The organism is Haloleucobacter ellipsoideus (genome assembly GCF_052491725.1).
The window spans coordinates 228,657-242,751 of the sequence record NZ_JBQWAR010000021.1; the positions used below are offsets into that span (position 1 = coordinate 228,657).

Below are 14,095 nucleotides of genomic sequence, written 5' to 3' on the forward strand. Positions count from 1 at the left end.
CCCTTGACGAACAAACAGGGAACATACATTCTGCGCCCATGGCACAGATGTCCGTTCAGCAGAAACTCGCCATCCTTTCGGATGCCGCCAAATATGATGCCTCCTGCGCCTCCAGCGGGGGAGAGAAGCGCGATTCCCGCTCCGGCGGCCTCGGATCCTCGGGCGGTGCGGGCATCTGTCATGCCTATACGCCGGATGGACGCTGCATCTCGCTGCTGAAAATCCTGATGACGAATTTCTGCATTTTCGATTGCGCCTATTGCATCAACCGCGTCAGCTCGAATGTGGAGCGTGCGCGTTTCAGCGTGGATGAGGTGGTCTCCCTCACGCTGGAATTCTACCGGCGCAATTATATCGAGGGCCTGTTCCTGTCCTCCGGCATCATCCGCTCGCCGGATCAGACCATGGAAGACATGGTCCGCATTGCCCGCACCCTGCGGCAGGTGCACCGGTTCAAGGGCTATATCCATCTCAAGACCATTCCCGACGCCGCGCCGGAGCTGATCCGCCAGGCCGGGCTGTGGGCGGACAGGCTATCCATCAATGTCGAGCTGCCGCAGGACGGGAGCGTGCGGACTTTCGCGCCGGAAAAGCGGCCCGAAACCATTCGCGCCACCATGGCGCAGGTGCGCCTTGAGGGGGAAAGCGCGCAGGAGCGCAGCTACAAGGGGCGCAAGGCCGCCCGTTTCGCCCCCGCCGGGCAGAGCACGCAGATGATCATCGGGGCTGATGCATCCGATGATGTCACCATCCTCAACAGCGCCACCCGGCTCTATACGGGCTACCGTCTGCGGCGGGTCTATTATTCGGCGTTCAGCCCCATACCGGATGCCTCCTCCGCCCTGCCGCTCATCAAGCCGCCCCTGATGCGCGAGCACAGGCTGTATCAGGCCGACTGGTTGCTGCGCTTCTACGGCTTCAGCGCGGAGGAGATCGCAACCGGCGCGCGGAAGGGGCATCTCGATCTGGAGATCGACCCCAAGCTGGCCTGGGCCTTGCAGCATCGCGGCCTGTTTCCTCTCGATGTGAATATGGCCCCGCGTGAAATGCTGTTGCGGGTGCCGGGGTTCGGCGTGCGCACGGTGGATCGCATCATCGCCGCGCGGCGTGCGCGCAGCTTGCGGTTCGAGGATCTCTCCCGCATCGGGGCGCAGATGAAGAAGGCGCGCCCCTTCATCTGCGCCCCAGGCTGGACCCCGCGCAAGCTGACAGACAGCCCGGACCTGCGCGCCCGCTTCACCCGACCGCCCGAACAGTTGAGCCTGCTGTGACCATCGGCATTCATCTGCCCGAAACCGGCACCTTTGCCGCATGGCGCGCTGCCGCCCGGCGGGCCATCAGCCATGGTTTGCCGCCACAGGCGCTGGACTGGGATGGAGGGGACGGCCTGTTCCCGGCAGCATCCCTGCCGGACAGGGATGGGGCATGTGAGGTGCGTGTGCCGCAGGCTTTCCTGCATCTGGCGCAGCAGGTGGTCTGGCACCGGGAACCGGGTCGCTTCGCCCGGCTCTATGAGGCTCTCTGGCGGCTGCACCGGCATGAGGGAGATCCCGTTTCGCCCACGGACGAACTGGGGCGCCGGCTGCATCTCATGGCCAAAGCGGTGGGGCGCGACATTCACAAGATGCACGCTTTTGTCCGTTTCCGGGAGGTGGAGGCGCAAGGTCCACGCCGCAGCTTCGCGGCATGGTTCGAGCCGGAGCATCACAGCCTTGAGCCGGGCAGCGCCTTTTTCACCCGGCGCTTTGCCGATATGGACTGGCTGATCGTCACCCCGCGCCTGAGCGCCCGGTTCGTGGACGGGTGTCTGGAGTTCGAGGCCGGCGGGCAAAGGCCGGATCTGCCGGAAGATGCCACGGAGGATCTCTGGCAGACCTATTTCGCCAATATCTTCAATCCTGCGCGGATCAAGCTGGATGCCATGCGCGCGGAAATGCCGAAGAAATACTGGAAAAACCTGCCAGAAACCCGGCTGATCCCCAATATGCTTCAGGATGCGGAGCAACGTGTCGCGCGCATGCAGGCGGCCGGGGCCAGCGTGCCGCGGGCCGGGGCGCAGCCTGTTTCCACCCGCTATCGCGCCAGCATGCCCCAGCCTGCCGAACAGCCGCAGGCACTGGAGGAGGCGCAGGCCGCCGCACAGCATTGCCGTCGTTGCGGCCTGTGCGAGGCGGCAACCCGGACCGTGTGGGGAGAGGGGGCCGGTGATGCCGCGGTGATGATTGTCGGCGAGCAGCCCGGGGACAGGGAGGATCTGGCCGGTCGTCCCTTTGTCGGCCCTGCCGGCCAGCTTCTGCGCACCGCCATGGCGGAGAGCGGCGTGGAGGCGGACAGGCTCTGGCTGACCAATGCCGTGAAGCATTTCAAGTTCACCCCGCGTGGACAGCATCGGCTGCATGTCAGCCCCAATCGCGGTGAGATCGCGGCCTGCCGCTGGTGGCTGGAGCTTGAGCTGTCCTTCATCCGGCCACGGCTGACGGTGGCGCTCGGCGCTTCCGCCGCACTGGCGCTGACGGGCCGGGAAGGGCAGATGCAGGCGCGCCGGGGCATGGTCGAGACAGGGCTGCATGGCGGCCCGGTGCTCATCACATGGCACCCGTCCTATATTCTGCGGGTGCAGGATGCGGAGCGAAAGGCACAGGCCCGCCGCGAGCTTGGGCAGGACCTCGGGGCCATGCGTGCGCAGCTTGCGCCGGCGGGGTGAGGGCGCATCTGCCGCCCGGCTTTTCCCGGCGGATGGAACCGGATGGGCGCACCCGCGTTGTGGGTGTGATGGCCTTAACGAAACTGGAGCTGAACATGGCTGATGATATCCGTTCTGATCTTGAGCAACAGGTTTCCGAACTTCGCAAGGAAATGGAGAAGATCAGCAAGTCATTGTCTGCCCGTGTTTCGGATGCCGTCGATCAGGCCGGCAGTGTGAAGGAGGAGGCGCACCAGCATGCCGCCGGCCTCGTCAACCGTGTGCGCGACCAGGCGCATGCCGTATCGGATGCGGCGCGGGAGCATCCGGGCACGGCCCTGACCCTGGCGACATCCATCGGCATGATGGGGCTGGCCGCCGGGGTGGTGATCGGCGCGCTGTGCGCGCGCAATCTCAATGGACGTTGAAACAGGTTTCATGACCGGTCAGGGATGAAGTCGCGGGCGCGGCGCAGTTACATGTGCCGCGCCCGTGGCATGTTCATCCAAGGGAGGGCGCCATTGTGCCCTCCCGTGCCGGTGCGCGTGCTGAAGGGTTTCTGGATTCGTGCTGAAATTCATCCGGCAACGGTTTGTGCGCTTCCGCAAGGAGGCGGTGGTGCTGTGGTTCGCCATGCGCGATCCGCAAACCCCGCGCAGCCTCCGGATCGCCTCGATCGCCGTCGCCCTCTATCTGCTCAGCCCGCTGGATCTCATTCCCTTCACCATCCCCGTCCTGGGCGTGGTGGATGACCTGATCATCGTGCCGCTGGCGGTGGCGTGGATCTGTCGTCGCCTGCCGATGCCAGTGCAGGCGCGCGCGCAGGGGCAGGCCAGTCTGTTCATCACCCGCTGGTTTAAATATCCCCTTCTGGCGCTGGCAGTTATTGTCATCGCTCTGGTGCTGGTCTGGGCGGGACTGCTCTGGCTGCTCTGGCGCTGGTGGGGAGGCTGAGATGGGAGTGGTTGAAGGCGGCCTTGTGGCCCTGCGGGACCGGGCAAGGCTGGCCGAGATGACCGGCATCGCGCTGCGTTTCGGGCTGGGGGATATTCTTGCGCGGCTGGGGCTGCGGCATCTGTTCGCCGGCCAGAAAACCCAGCCCGAGGCCACGACGCCGGAGCGGCTGCGGCAGGCGCTGGAAGAGCTTGGCCCCTGCTTTATCAAGCTGGGGCAGATTCTCTCCACCCGTTCCGACATGCTGGGCCCGGACTGGATCGCCGAACTGGAGAAGCTGCAAAGCGGCGTGCCGCCCGAGCCATGGGAGACCGTGCGCGCCGAGCTTGTGGCCGCATTGGGAGAAGCACCGGAAGAGATTTTCGCCCATATCGAGACAGAGGCGCTGGCGGCCGGCTCCATCGCGCAGGTGCACCGGGCCCGGCTGAAGAGCGGCGAGGATGTCGTCGTCAAGGTCCGCCGCACCGGGCTGCGTGCAAAGGTTGAGGCGGATCTGCGCCTCATTTCCGCCCTTGCCCAGTTTGCCGAGAAAAGCTGGCCGGATCTGAGCCGTTATCGTCCGCAGGAGGTGATCCACCAGCTGGGGCAGGCGCTTTCGGAGGAGCTGGATCTCGCGTCCGAGGGGCGTAATTGTGAAACCATCGCCGCCAATCTGCGCGCCATGGACGGGATCGAGGTGCCGCGCATCTTCACCGCCTTCAGCACGGAGCGCACGCTCGTGCAGGGTTTCATGGCCGGCCTCTCCCCAACCGACAAGGCAGGCCTTGCCGCACAGGGGCTGGATGGCCGCGTTCTGGCCCAGCGCGGCGCAACGGCTTTTCTGCATATGGCGCTGGTGGATGGGGTGTTCCATGCCGATCCGCATCCGGGAAACCTGCGGGCCTTGCCGCAGAACCGGGTCGGCTTCATTGATTTCGGCATGGTGGGCCGCCTTGGTGGACGACGGCGTGAGCAGTTGCTGGACCTGCTGATGGCGATTGTCGAAGGGCAGGGCAGCGCGGTGGCCCTGTTGCTGCTGGACTGGTCCGGGCAGGCGCCGGCGCGCTTCTCCCAGCTTGAGGCCGGATGCGAGGCCTTTGTTGCACGGCATGGCACCCCGCCCTTGCGGCTGGCCGATGCGGTGCATGATTTCATGGCTCTTGCGCGCGATCATCAGCTGGTGCTGCCATCGGATCTGGCGCTGCTGTTCAAGGCCCTGATCACGGCAGATGGCGTGATGCGCCAGCTTGACCCGGATTTCGATGCCATCACCGTGGCGAAGCCGCTGGTTTATGCGGAAATGAAGCAGCGCTATTCCCCCTCCGCCCTGCTGGGGCAAGGCGGGATATTGGCGCGCGAGGCGGTGGAGGTGGTGCGGGGCCTGCCGGCCATGGTGCGGCTGTTGACGCGGCATCTGCGTCAGGGGCGCCTTTCAGCGGAAGTGGAGCTGAAGGGGCTGGAGCGGATTGGCGGCGATATACGCTGGGCCGCCACACGCCTTGCCGTGGCTATCGTCACCGCAGCCTTCGCGCTCGGGCTTGCGCCTCGCCTCACAGCCTATGGGCCGATGGTGCTGGGGGTGCCGGCCGGCACATGGGCAGGTCTGGCCCTGATCGCCGCCGGCCTGTTGTGGATCATCGCCCCCGGACGGCGCACCTGATACGGATGCAGCCGTCCGTGTCAGGCATCACCGCTCCTACATCACATAGAGCGCGACAACGAAGCCCAGCACCACCACGGCGGCAAGGCCGAAGGTGACAAGCCCGAGACGCTTCTCGATGAATTCGCGCGCCATCGGCCCGAAATAGTGCAGCAGGCCCGCCAGCAGGAAGAAGCGCGCCCCACGGGTGATGATCGACAAGGCGAGGAACCACCAGATATTGTAATGGGCAAAGCCGGAGGTGATGGTCACCAGCTTGTAGGGGATGGGCGTGATGCCCTTCAGCAGGATGACCCAGTGGCCATAATGGTCATAAGCCTCGCGAAAGGCATCGGCCTTCTGCCCGTAGCCATACAGGTCGATCAGGAACTTGCCGACGCTTTCATAAAGCAGCGCGCCGATGGCATAGCCCACCAGCCCGCCCAGCACCGAGGCGATGGTGGCGATGAGGGCATAGCGCCAGGCCCGCTCCGGCCGCGCCAGGGTCATGGGCACCTGAAGCACATCGGGCGGAATGGGAAAGACGGAGCTCTCCGCAAAGGAAACGAGCGCCAGCGCCCAGGGAGCCGAGGGCTTCGCGGAATAGGCGATCACCCAGTCATAAAGTTTGCGCAGCATGGGCACCGTTGGTTTCTGGCCGTCTGGCCCATGCTGGGACTGAAGGGCGGCGGCCGGATGCGCGCCGTTTCCTGGCGCAGGACTGTCGTGATTCTCCTGCCGGACAGCCTGCCTTGGCGCGCGCACGGCTTGCACCGCGCCTCCGCCATTGCAGTCGCCCCAGGCCGCAGCCCTGAGGCAGGGCCCGACCGGATGTCACGGGCCGTGCTCTAGGACGGTCTTTCGCCTGAGTAAAGGCACAAGATGTCACCCAGGAGTTGCTCATGTCACGGTCAGGGTGCCACCATGATGGGCAGGGGCGATGTCAAAGCAAATTGACCCTGCGTAAGTCTGAATACCTTCCTGCGACAGGAGAGTTGCGATTATGCAACGTTGATGGTTTCATATCACCGGTAGATTCTTATATGACAGACAGATCGATATCTTCTGGATCTGTTTTTACGTGCATGTCGATCATGGAGTGGGGGTAATTCTTCGTGGCATCTGCTTGCTTTCGAAAGAATTGATATCAGACTTGTACAGAGCGGAGTCGGCCGATGGAGCGGTTGCTCGAAAACCTTCTCAAGCGTGTCATGCAGCATGGCACATTGACGATGATCCTGGCATCAGGGGCCCGGATCACGGCTGGTGACGGCAATGCGCCACATGTCACGGCGCGTTTCACCACCCAGGCCGCACAGCGGGCCGTGTTCCTCGATCCCGAGCTTTGCCTCGGGGAAGCCTATATGGATGGCACTCTGGTGATGGAGGAAGGCACCATCACCGACCTGCTGGATGTGCTGATGTCCCAGCCCGGTGTCAACAGCGCGTCCCTTTCCGGGCGGGCGCTGGCGCTGGCGCGCCATGCTTGGCGGCGGGTGGACCAGTTCAACCCGCGCGGGCGCTCTCAGCGCAATGTGGCGCACCATTATGATATCGACAAGAAGATCTATGATCTCTTCCTCGATCCGGACCGCCAGTACAGCTGCGCCTATTTCGAGCATCCCGGGCAGAGCCTTGAGGAGGCGCAGCTGGCCAAGAAACGGCATCTGGCCGCCAAGATGGTGTTCTCGCGCGAGGACATGAAGGTGCTGGATATCGGCTGCGGCTGGGGAGGGCTTGGTCTCTATCTGGCGCAGATCGCGCAGGGGCAGGTCACCGGGGTCACCCTTTCGAAGGAGCAGCTGGAGATTGCCCGCCAGCGTGCCGAAACGGCCGGACTTGCGCGCCGCGCCGACTTCCGCTTTCAGGATTATCGCGACGTGCAGGGCCCGTTCGACCGGATCGTGTCGGTCGGCATGTTCGAGCATGTGGGCGTGGACCATTATGGCGAGTTTTTCCGCAAGGTCCGCGAGCTGCTGGATGAAGATGGCGTGATGGTGCTGCACGCCATTGGCCGCTCGGACCCGCCGGGCATCACCAATCCGTTCATCGCGAAGTATATTTTCCCGGGCGGCTATATTCCCGCCCTGTCAGAGGTCTTCCCCCATATCGAGCGGGCGGGGCTGGTGGTGACGGATGTGGAGCTGCTGCGCCTGCATTATGCCGAAACGCTCAGAATATGGCGCGAGCGTTTTCTGGCGCGCCGCGATGAGGCCGTGCGGATCATGGATGAGCGCTTTTGCCGGATGTGGGAATTCTATCTTGCCGGCAGCGAGATGGGTTTTCGCCATCAGGGGCTGAATGTCTTCCAGATCCAGATCGCCCGCCGGCAGGAAGCCGTGCCGCTGACGCGCGGTTATATTGAGAAGGAAGAAGGTCGTCTGCGCAGAATCGAGGAGCAGATCTTGTCTCCCATGCGCCTGGCCGGTGAGTGAAGCCTTTCATCTCTACTCCGGGACAGCCCGTCGCATTCTGGTGCGGCGGGCTTTTTTACATCAGCCGGTGCATATGGACCGATGGCGGCCTGCCCCGCCGGTGGCGGGAAAAGGGCGGTATCGGCGGGCCGATCCGGGCCTTATATCCGGCCCGGAGAATCACCCTGTGCCTAATCAGTGATAAGGAAAATGTGCAAATCTGACGGCAGGCGAATATTTTTTTCATCTTCCATTCTGAAGGGGCGGATGGTGCGTCGCGGGGTGCGGCCGGGCCTTTTCATGATGTCTTCCCCTTGCGGTGGGCGACACGGCTCACACCCTGGTCAAGGGCTGCGCAAATGCCTCTCATGTGTGCAATTTCATGGGGTTGCCGGTGTGCAACTGTTGTGCAACACATGACGCCGATGCGGGCATGTGGTCCGTTTTTTCATCATCGCCATCGCCTCTCCTTCCCCCCGGTCATGCCGCTTTTGCGGGTGTTAAACGAGCGTTTCCGGTGCCTTGTGTCGCAGGGAAGAGAGGGGCGGCGGTCTTGACGAGGCGGGTCCGGCACGATCTTTTCCACGCACAATTGCTAGTCACACCTGAAACGGGGATATGATGTCGGAAGAAAGCCTTCTCGATAACGCGCTCGTCCGCCTTGATGCTGCCGCGGCACATCTCAACATCGATCCTGATGTGATCGAGAAGCTGAAGTTCCCGCGCGAGACCACCAAGGTCCGCCTGATGATCCGCATGGATGATGGCTCGCGCAAATCGTTCCTCGCCTGGCGTTGCCGCTATGACGACACCCGCGGCCCCACCAAGGGCGGCATCCGCTTCCACCCCGAGGCCGATGTGGACGAGGTGGAGACGCTCGCCTTCTGGATGACCTTCAAGTGCGCCGTGATGAATCTGCCCTATGGCGGTGGCAAGGGCGCCGTGCAGGTGGACCCGCGCACGCTTTCCAAGGCCGAGCTGGAGCGCCTCTCGCGCGCCTATATGCAGGCCTTTGCCCGCATCATCGGGCCGGATCGCGATATTCCCGCGCCCGACGTCTACACCAACTCCATGATCATGGGCTGGATGGCTGACGAATATGCGCAGATCGTCGGTCGCGCAGAGCCTGCCGTGATCACCGGCAAGCCGATTGCGCTGGGCGGTTCGCTCGGCCGTGGTGATGCCACTGCCCGCGGCGGCTTCTATCTGGTGCGTCATCTGGCGGAAGATCTGGGCCTGTCCAAGTCCATGCGCGTGGCCGTGCAGGGCTTCGGCAATGCCGGCCAGCACATTGCCCGCCTGCTGGTGGGCGATGGCCACAAGGTGGTGGCGGTGTCTGATTCCTCGGGCGCGGTCTATTCCAAGGAAGGCCTGCATGTGGATGTGCTGCTGGAGGCCAAGGCCAATGGCAAGCCCGTCAGCAGCACCGCCGGGCAGGGCGGCCATGAGCTGATCGACGCGAAGGATCTGGTGGGCGTGGACTGCGACCTGCTGGTGCCGGCCGCCCTCGAGAACATGATCCACTCCAAGAACGCCAAGACCGTGAAGGCCAAGCTGGTTCTGGAACTGGCCAACGGCCCGGTGACCCCGGAAGCCGATGCCCTTCTGGCCGAGAGTGGCGTGGTGGTTCTGCCCGATATTCTGGCCAATGCCGGCGGTGTCACCGTCTCCTATTTCGAGTGGGTGCAGAACCGTCAGGGCTATTACTGGACGGAAGAGGAAATCCACGATCGCCTGCGCACCATCACCGAGCGTGAGGGCCGGGCCATCTGGAATGTCTCGCGCGAGAAGGATGTGACCATGCGCACGGCGGCCTATGTCCATGCGCTGGGCCGCCTGGCCGAAGCCATCGAGGCCCACGGAACGCAGAGCTTCTTCACCAGCTGAAAGCGAAAGGCGCAAGCCGGGTGAAACAGGCAACTGGATCATCATGACAATCGGGCGTCCCATCCTCGTGGTGGGGCGCCCGTTTCGTTCCGGGCAGCAGCTTTATCGGCCCGAATGCTGTTTGCCGCCGCGAAACCGATTGTATTTTGACGCAGGACGGATATAAAGCGGCCTTCACCTGTTGCAGGTTACATCTGCTGGTTGGGGAGGACGCCTTGTCTTATGACGCCCTCTTCCAATTGGGGATGGGCTCAGTCCAGCTGGATGCCACCCAAACGGAAGACTTTTTCGCCGCGCGTGCGCTGATGTCCCGCGCGAAGGTTTCTGGTGGTTTTCATCCGCGCACAGGCCTGCGGTGTATTCACTCCCCTATGGGAATTCCGCCGCGCCACTTTGCGGCGCACATGCAGGCGAGCACCCTGAAAGCATAGACGCAGCCGCCGGTTCCCCCGGCAGGCGCGCTTCGCCCGTGCCATGGTCCGGGCCCGCCCGCTCCGTCACACAGGTTTTTCCCTTATCTGTCACCGTCCCTCCATCTCCGGGGAAACATGTTCCCCCAATTCAGGGCCGGCAGGATCAACTGAAGATGCAGACCCCTTATTACCTCATCGACAAGAGCGCTCTTCTTCGCAATCTGGAGAAGATCGCCCTCGTGCAGGAGCGTTCCGGTGCAAAGGCCCTGCTGGCACTGAAATGCTTCGCCACATGGTCGGTGTTCGACCTGATGCGCGAATACATGTCCGGCACCACCTCCTCCTCGCTCTATGAGGTGCGGCTGGGGCGCGAGAAGTTTGGCGGGGAAACCCATGCCTATAGCGTCGCCTATGCCGATCACGAGATCGATGAGGTGGTGCGCCATGCCGACAAGATCATCTTCAATTCCATCGGCCAGTTGCAGCGCTTTTCCGGGCGCACCGGTTCCATCGCGCGCGGACTGCGGCTGAACCCCGGCGTCAGCTCCTCGGATTTCGATCTTGCCGATCCGGCGCGTCCCTTCTCGCGGCTTGGCGAGTGGAATGCGGAGCAGGTGGCGGCGGTGGCCGGCCAGGTCACCGGCTATATGGTGCACAACAATTGCGAGAATGGCGATTTCGCCCTGTTCGATCGCCTGCTGGGTCAGGTGGAGGACAGGTTCGGCGCGCTGTTTGGCGCGGCGAAGTGGGTGAGCCTTGGCGGCGGCATCCATTTCACCGGCGAGGGCTATGATCTCGATGCCTTCTGCGACCGTCTCAAGGCGTTTTCGGACAAGCACGGCGTGCAGGTCTATCTGGAGCCGGGCGAGGCCGCGATCACCAAAAGCACGACGCTGGAGGTGAGCGTGCTCGACACGCTCTATAACGGCAAGAATCTCGCCATCGTCGACAGCTCGGTCGAGGCCCATATGCTCGATCTCCTGATCTATCGCCAGAGTGCGAAGATGCTCCCCGATGAGGGGGCGCACCGCTACCAGATCTGCGGCAAGTCCTGTCTTGCGGGGGATGTGTTCGGCGATTTCGCCTTCCCGCATGAGCTGAAGGTGGGCGATCGCCTCTCCATTCAGGATGCGGCCGGCTACACCATGGTGAAGAAGAACTGGTTCAACGGCGTGAAAATGCCGTCCATCGCCATCCGCGAGCTGGATGGCACCGTGCGTCTGGTGCGTGAATTCACCTATGACGATTTTTCATCGAACCTGTCCTGAGGTTTGTTCTTCTCTCTTGCATCTGAAAAGGAGGCCCTGGCCCAAATGAAGAGGAATGTCCTGATCATCGGCGCCGGTGGCGTGGGTCAAGTGGTGGCCCATAAAGCTGCCCAGAACAATGATGTTCTGGGTGACATCCATATTGCTTCGCGCACGCTCGCGAAGTGCGAGGAGATCATCCGCTCCGTCGAGGAGAAGAAGAGCCTCAAGGTGCCGGGCAAGCTGCAGGCCCATGCGCTCGATGCGCTCGATATCGAGGCGACGGCAAAGCTCATCCGCGAGACGGGCAGCCAGATCGTCATCAATGTCGGTTCGGCCTTCCTCAACATGTCGGTGCTTTCCGCCTGCATCCAGACCGGCGCGGCCTATATCGACACCGCCATTCACGAGGATCCGCTCAAGATCTGCGAGGATCCGCCATGGTATGGCAATTATGAGTGGCCGCGCCGCGAGGAATGCGAGAAGGCCGGTGTCACCGCCATTCTGGGTGCCGGGTTCGATCCCGGTGTGGTGAACGCCTATGCGCGCCTCGCCAAGGATGAGTATTTCGACAAGATCGAGTCCATTGATATCGTCGATATCAATGCGGGCAGCCATGGCCGCTATTTCGCGACCAATTTCGATCCTGAAATCAACTTCCGCGAATTCACCGGCCGTGTCTGGTCATGGCAGAACCGGCAGTGGACGCAGAACAAGATGTTCGAGATCCGCAAGGAATGGGATCTGCCGGTCGTCGGCACCCAGACCGCCTATATGACCGGCCATGACGAGATCCACTCGCTTTCGCGCAATCTCGATGTGCCGGACATCCGCTTCTGGATGGGCTTTGGTGAGCATTACATCAATGTGTTCACCGTGCTGAAGAATCTCGGCCTTCTGTCCGAGCAGCCGGTGCGCCTGCACAATGGGCAGGAAGTGGTGCCGCTGAAGGTGGTGAAGGCGCTGCTGCCGGACCCGGCCTCGCTCGCCCCCGGCTATACCGGCAAGACCTGCATCGGCGATGTGGTGAAGGGCACGAAGGACGGCAAGCCGCGTGAGGTCTTCATCTACAATGTGGCCGACCATGCGGAAGCCTATGCGGAAGTGGGCAGCCAGGGCATTTCCTACACCGCCGGCGTGCCGCCGGTGGCCGCCGCGCTTCTGGTGGCCAATGGCAAGTGGGATGCAAAGACCATGGTGAATGTGGAAGAGCTGCCCGCCCAGCCCTTCCTCGCGCTGCTCAATGTGATGGGTCTGCCCACCTCCATCCGCGATGAGAACGGGGAGCGTCCGCTGCATTTCGATGCGTGAATGGCTCTGATCCCTCCTGTGGACATGTGAAAAGGCCCGGCAGATCAACTGCCGGGCCTTTTTCATGCGTCCATTTTCCCGCTGCCTCCGGACCGCCTCCTAGAGGAAGGACATCCAGGTGATGAGCGCAAAGCAGGGCAACAGGAACAGGATCGACCAGCCCATATAGCCAAAGAAGCTGGGCATCTTCACCCCGCGGGAGCGGGCGATGGAGAGCACCATGAAGTTCGGGGCATTGCCGATATAGGTCATCGCCCCCATGAACACCGCGCCGGCGGAGATCGCCTGCAGGGTCACGGCCAGCGGGCCCATCAGGGCATGGGGATCACCCCCTGCCAGATTGAAGAAGACCAGATAGGTCGGCGCATTGTCGAGGAAGGATGAGAGCGCCCCGGTCAGCCAGAAATACCAGACATTCACGGGCGACCCATCCGGCGCTGTCACCAGCTCCGCCAGCGGGGAGAAGGCGCCATTCGTGCCGGCGCGCAGAATGGCGATGACCGGAATGATGGTGAGGAAAATGGCGGCGAACAGCTTGGCCACCTCGATGATGGGCTCCCAGTCAAAGCCGTTGCGCTCGCGGATCAGCTTGGGCGTGATGGCGAGGGAGAGCAGCGCCAGCAGCAGAAGCAGCACATCGCGCACGATCCATTGCAGTTCCACCCGCGTGCCGAAAATCTCGAAGACAATGCCGGGCTTCCACAATGCGCTCAGCAGGATGGCGCCGATGATGCCGGCGAGAATCGGCAGGTTCTGCATGCCGCGCAGGCCGATGCCATCGGTATCCGGGGTCGGGTCGGGCAGGGGCGGCATGCTCTTCTCGCGGGCGTGGAAGAAGCTGTCCATCAGGAAAAAGGCGAACAGCAGCAGCGCGGACACCACCAGCATGTCCGGCAGAAGATGGGTGGTGGTCCAGAAGAAGTTCACCCCCTTGAGGAAGCCGAGAAACAGCGGCGGGTCTCCGAGCGGGGTGAGCGAGCCGCCGATATTCGACACCAGGAAGATGAAGAAGATGACGGTGTGCACATTGTAGCGCCGGTTGTCATTGGCGCGCAGCAGCGGGCGGATGAGCACCATCGAGGCGCCGGTGGTGCCGATGAAGCTGGCCAGCACCGTGCCCAGGGTGAGCAGGGCCGTGTTCACCAGCGGGCTGCCGCGCAGATTGCCAGTCACCAATATGCCGCCGGACACGGTGAACAGGGCATAGAGCAGGATGATGAAGGGCAGATATTCCAGCAACCCGGTATGCACCACCTCATGCACCGTGGCGCTCGCGCCATATTGGGCGGTGAAGGGCAGCAGGAAGGCCAGCGCCCAGAACAGCGCCACTTTTCCATAATGATGGTGCCAGAACTGTGTGGCCAGAAGCGGCATCAGCGCCAGGGAAAGCAGCATGCCCACAAAGGGAATGCCCCACAGGGCGGAAAGGGCCGCGCCATCCAGAACCGGCAGGTCGGAAGCTGTTGCCGCGAGCGCGGCGGCGGGGGCAAGTGGAATGGACAGGATTGAAACAAGGGCGGCGCGGAACCCTGCGCCTGCCCATTTGAAACCAGCCATATCCATCCTCC

Annotated in this window: 12 protein-coding genes; 10 read left to right on the forward strand and 2 right to left on the reverse strand. The window is 63.0% G+C overall.

Going from position 1 to position 14,095, the window contains the following annotated elements; all coding sequences use genetic code 11:
• Positions 1-47 precede the first annotated feature (47 nt).
• The 5 genes from ACT6QG_RS15500 to ACT6QG_RS15520 all read left to right on the forward strand — a co-directional run bounded on the left by ACT6QG_RS15500 (position 48) and on the right by ACT6QG_RS15520 (position 5,276).
• Positions 48-1,271 (forward strand): putative DNA modification/repair radical SAM protein, encoded by a 1,224-nt coding sequence (locus ACT6QG_RS15500; protein ID WP_444978593.1) that lies wholly within the window; start codon positions 48-50, stop codon positions 1,269-1,271.
• Positions 1,268-2,704, forward strand: coding sequence for a UdgX family uracil-DNA binding protein (locus tag ACT6QG_RS15505; RefSeq protein WP_444978488.1), 1,437 nt, complete (start codon positions 1,268-1,270; stop codon positions 2,702-2,704). Before ACT6QG_RS15500 ends, ACT6QG_RS15505 begins: the two co-directional genes overlap by 4 nt.
• Positions 2,705-2,799: 95 nt before the next feature.
• Positions 2,800-3,111, forward strand: a complete 312-nt coding sequence (locus ACT6QG_RS15510) for a hypothetical protein (RefSeq protein WP_444978489.1) — start codon at positions 2,800-2,802, stop codon at positions 3,109-3,111.
• A gap of 139 nt (positions 3,112-3,250) precedes the next feature.
• Positions 3,251-3,637 carry a YkvA family protein gene (locus tag ACT6QG_RS15515; RefSeq protein WP_444978490.1) on the forward strand — a complete coding sequence of 129 codons (387 nt, stop codon included), beginning with the start codon at positions 3,251-3,253 and terminating at the stop codon, positions 3,635-3,637.
• Between the two features lies 1 nt (position 3,638).
• Positions 3,639-5,276, forward strand: coding sequence for an ABC1 kinase family protein (locus ACT6QG_RS15520; protein ID WP_444978491.1), 1,638 nt, complete (start codon positions 3,639-3,641; stop codon positions 5,274-5,276).
• Positions 5,277-5,312: 36 nt separating this feature from the next.
• Here ACT6QG_RS15520 and ACT6QG_RS15525 read toward each other — a convergent pair whose 3' ends face one another.
• Positions 5,313-5,894 (reverse strand): YqaA family protein, encoded by a 582-nt coding sequence (locus ACT6QG_RS15525; protein ID WP_444978492.1) that lies wholly within the window; start codon positions 5,892-5,894, stop codon positions 5,313-5,315.
• 536 nt (positions 5,895-6,430) lie between these two features.
• Between ACT6QG_RS15525 and ACT6QG_RS15530 the strand changes: the two genes are divergently transcribed.
• The 5 genes from ACT6QG_RS15530 to ACT6QG_RS15550 all read left to right on the forward strand — a co-directional run bounded on the left by ACT6QG_RS15530 (position 6,431) and on the right by ACT6QG_RS15550 (position 12,527).
• Positions 6,431-7,690, forward strand: a complete 1,260-nt coding sequence (locus ACT6QG_RS15530) for a cyclopropane fatty acid synthase (RefSeq protein WP_444978493.1) — start codon at positions 6,431-6,433, stop codon at positions 7,688-7,690.
• A 600-nt stretch (positions 7,691-8,290) separates the two neighbouring features.
• Positions 8,291-9,556 carry a Glu/Leu/Phe/Val family dehydrogenase gene (locus ACT6QG_RS15535; protein ID WP_444978594.1) on the forward strand — a complete coding sequence of 422 codons (1,266 nt, stop codon included), beginning with the start codon at positions 8,291-8,293 and terminating at the stop codon, positions 9,554-9,556.
• A gap of 215 nt (positions 9,557-9,771) precedes the next feature.
• Positions 9,772-9,987 (forward strand): hypothetical protein, encoded by a 216-nt coding sequence (locus ACT6QG_RS15540; protein ID WP_444978494.1) that lies wholly within the window; start codon positions 9,772-9,774, stop codon positions 9,985-9,987.
• A 155-nt stretch (positions 9,988-10,142) separates the two neighbouring features.
• Positions 10,143-11,237, forward strand: a complete 1,095-nt coding sequence (gene nspC, locus ACT6QG_RS15545) for a carboxynorspermidine decarboxylase (RefSeq protein ID WP_444978495.1) — start codon at positions 10,143-10,145, stop codon at positions 11,235-11,237.
• 45 nt (positions 11,238-11,282) lie between these two features.
• Positions 11,283-12,527 carry a saccharopine dehydrogenase family protein gene (locus ACT6QG_RS15550; RefSeq protein ID WP_444978496.1) on the forward strand — a complete coding sequence of 415 codons (1,245 nt, stop codon included), beginning with the start codon at positions 11,283-11,285 and terminating at the stop codon, positions 12,525-12,527.
• Positions 12,528-12,626: 99 nt separating this feature from the next.
• Here ACT6QG_RS15550 and ACT6QG_RS15555 read toward each other — a convergent pair whose 3' ends face one another.
• Positions 12,627-14,084: a sodium:proton antiporter gene (locus tag ACT6QG_RS15555; protein ID WP_444978497.1), complete on the reverse strand. Its 1,458-nt coding sequence runs from the start codon at positions 14,082-14,084 to the stop codon at positions 12,627-12,629.
• Between the last annotated feature and the right edge of the window lie 11 nt (positions 14,085-14,095).

Bases quoted from the DNA above. Each gene is read 5' to 3' on its own strand.
- ACT6QG_RS15500 (WP_444978593.1), top strand. From the start codon at position 48: ATGTCCGTTCAGCAGAAACTCGCCATCCTTTCGGATGCCGCCAAATAT.
- ACT6QG_RS15510 (WP_444978489.1), top strand. From the start codon at position 2,800: ATGGCTGATGATATCCGTTCTGATCTTGAGCAACAGGTTTCCGAACTT.
- ACT6QG_RS15520 (WP_444978491.1), top strand. From the start codon at position 3,639: ATGGGAGTGGTTGAAGGCGGCCTTGTGGCCCTGCGGGACCGGGCAAGG.
- ACT6QG_RS15525 (WP_444978492.1), bottom strand. From the start codon at position 5,894: ATGCTGCGCAAACTTTATGACTGGGTGATCGCCTATTCCGCGAAGCCC.
- ACT6QG_RS15530 (WP_444978493.1), top strand. From the start codon at position 6,431: ATGGAGCGGTTGCTCGAAAACCTTCTCAAGCGTGTCATGCAGCATGGC.
- ACT6QG_RS15535 (WP_444978594.1), top strand. From the start codon at position 8,291: ATGTCGGAAGAAAGCCTTCTCGATAACGCGCTCGTCCGCCTTGATGCT.
- nspC (WP_444978495.1), top strand. From the start codon at position 10,143: ATGCAGACCCCTTATTACCTCATCGACAAGAGCGCTCTTCTTCGCAAT.
- ACT6QG_RS15550 (WP_444978496.1), top strand. From the start codon at position 11,283: ATGAAGAGGAATGTCCTGATCATCGGCGCCGGTGGCGTGGGTCAAGTG.
- ACT6QG_RS15555 (WP_444978497.1), bottom strand. From the start codon at position 14,084: ATGGCTGGTTTCAAATGGGCAGGCGCAGGGTTCCGCGCCGCCCTTGTT.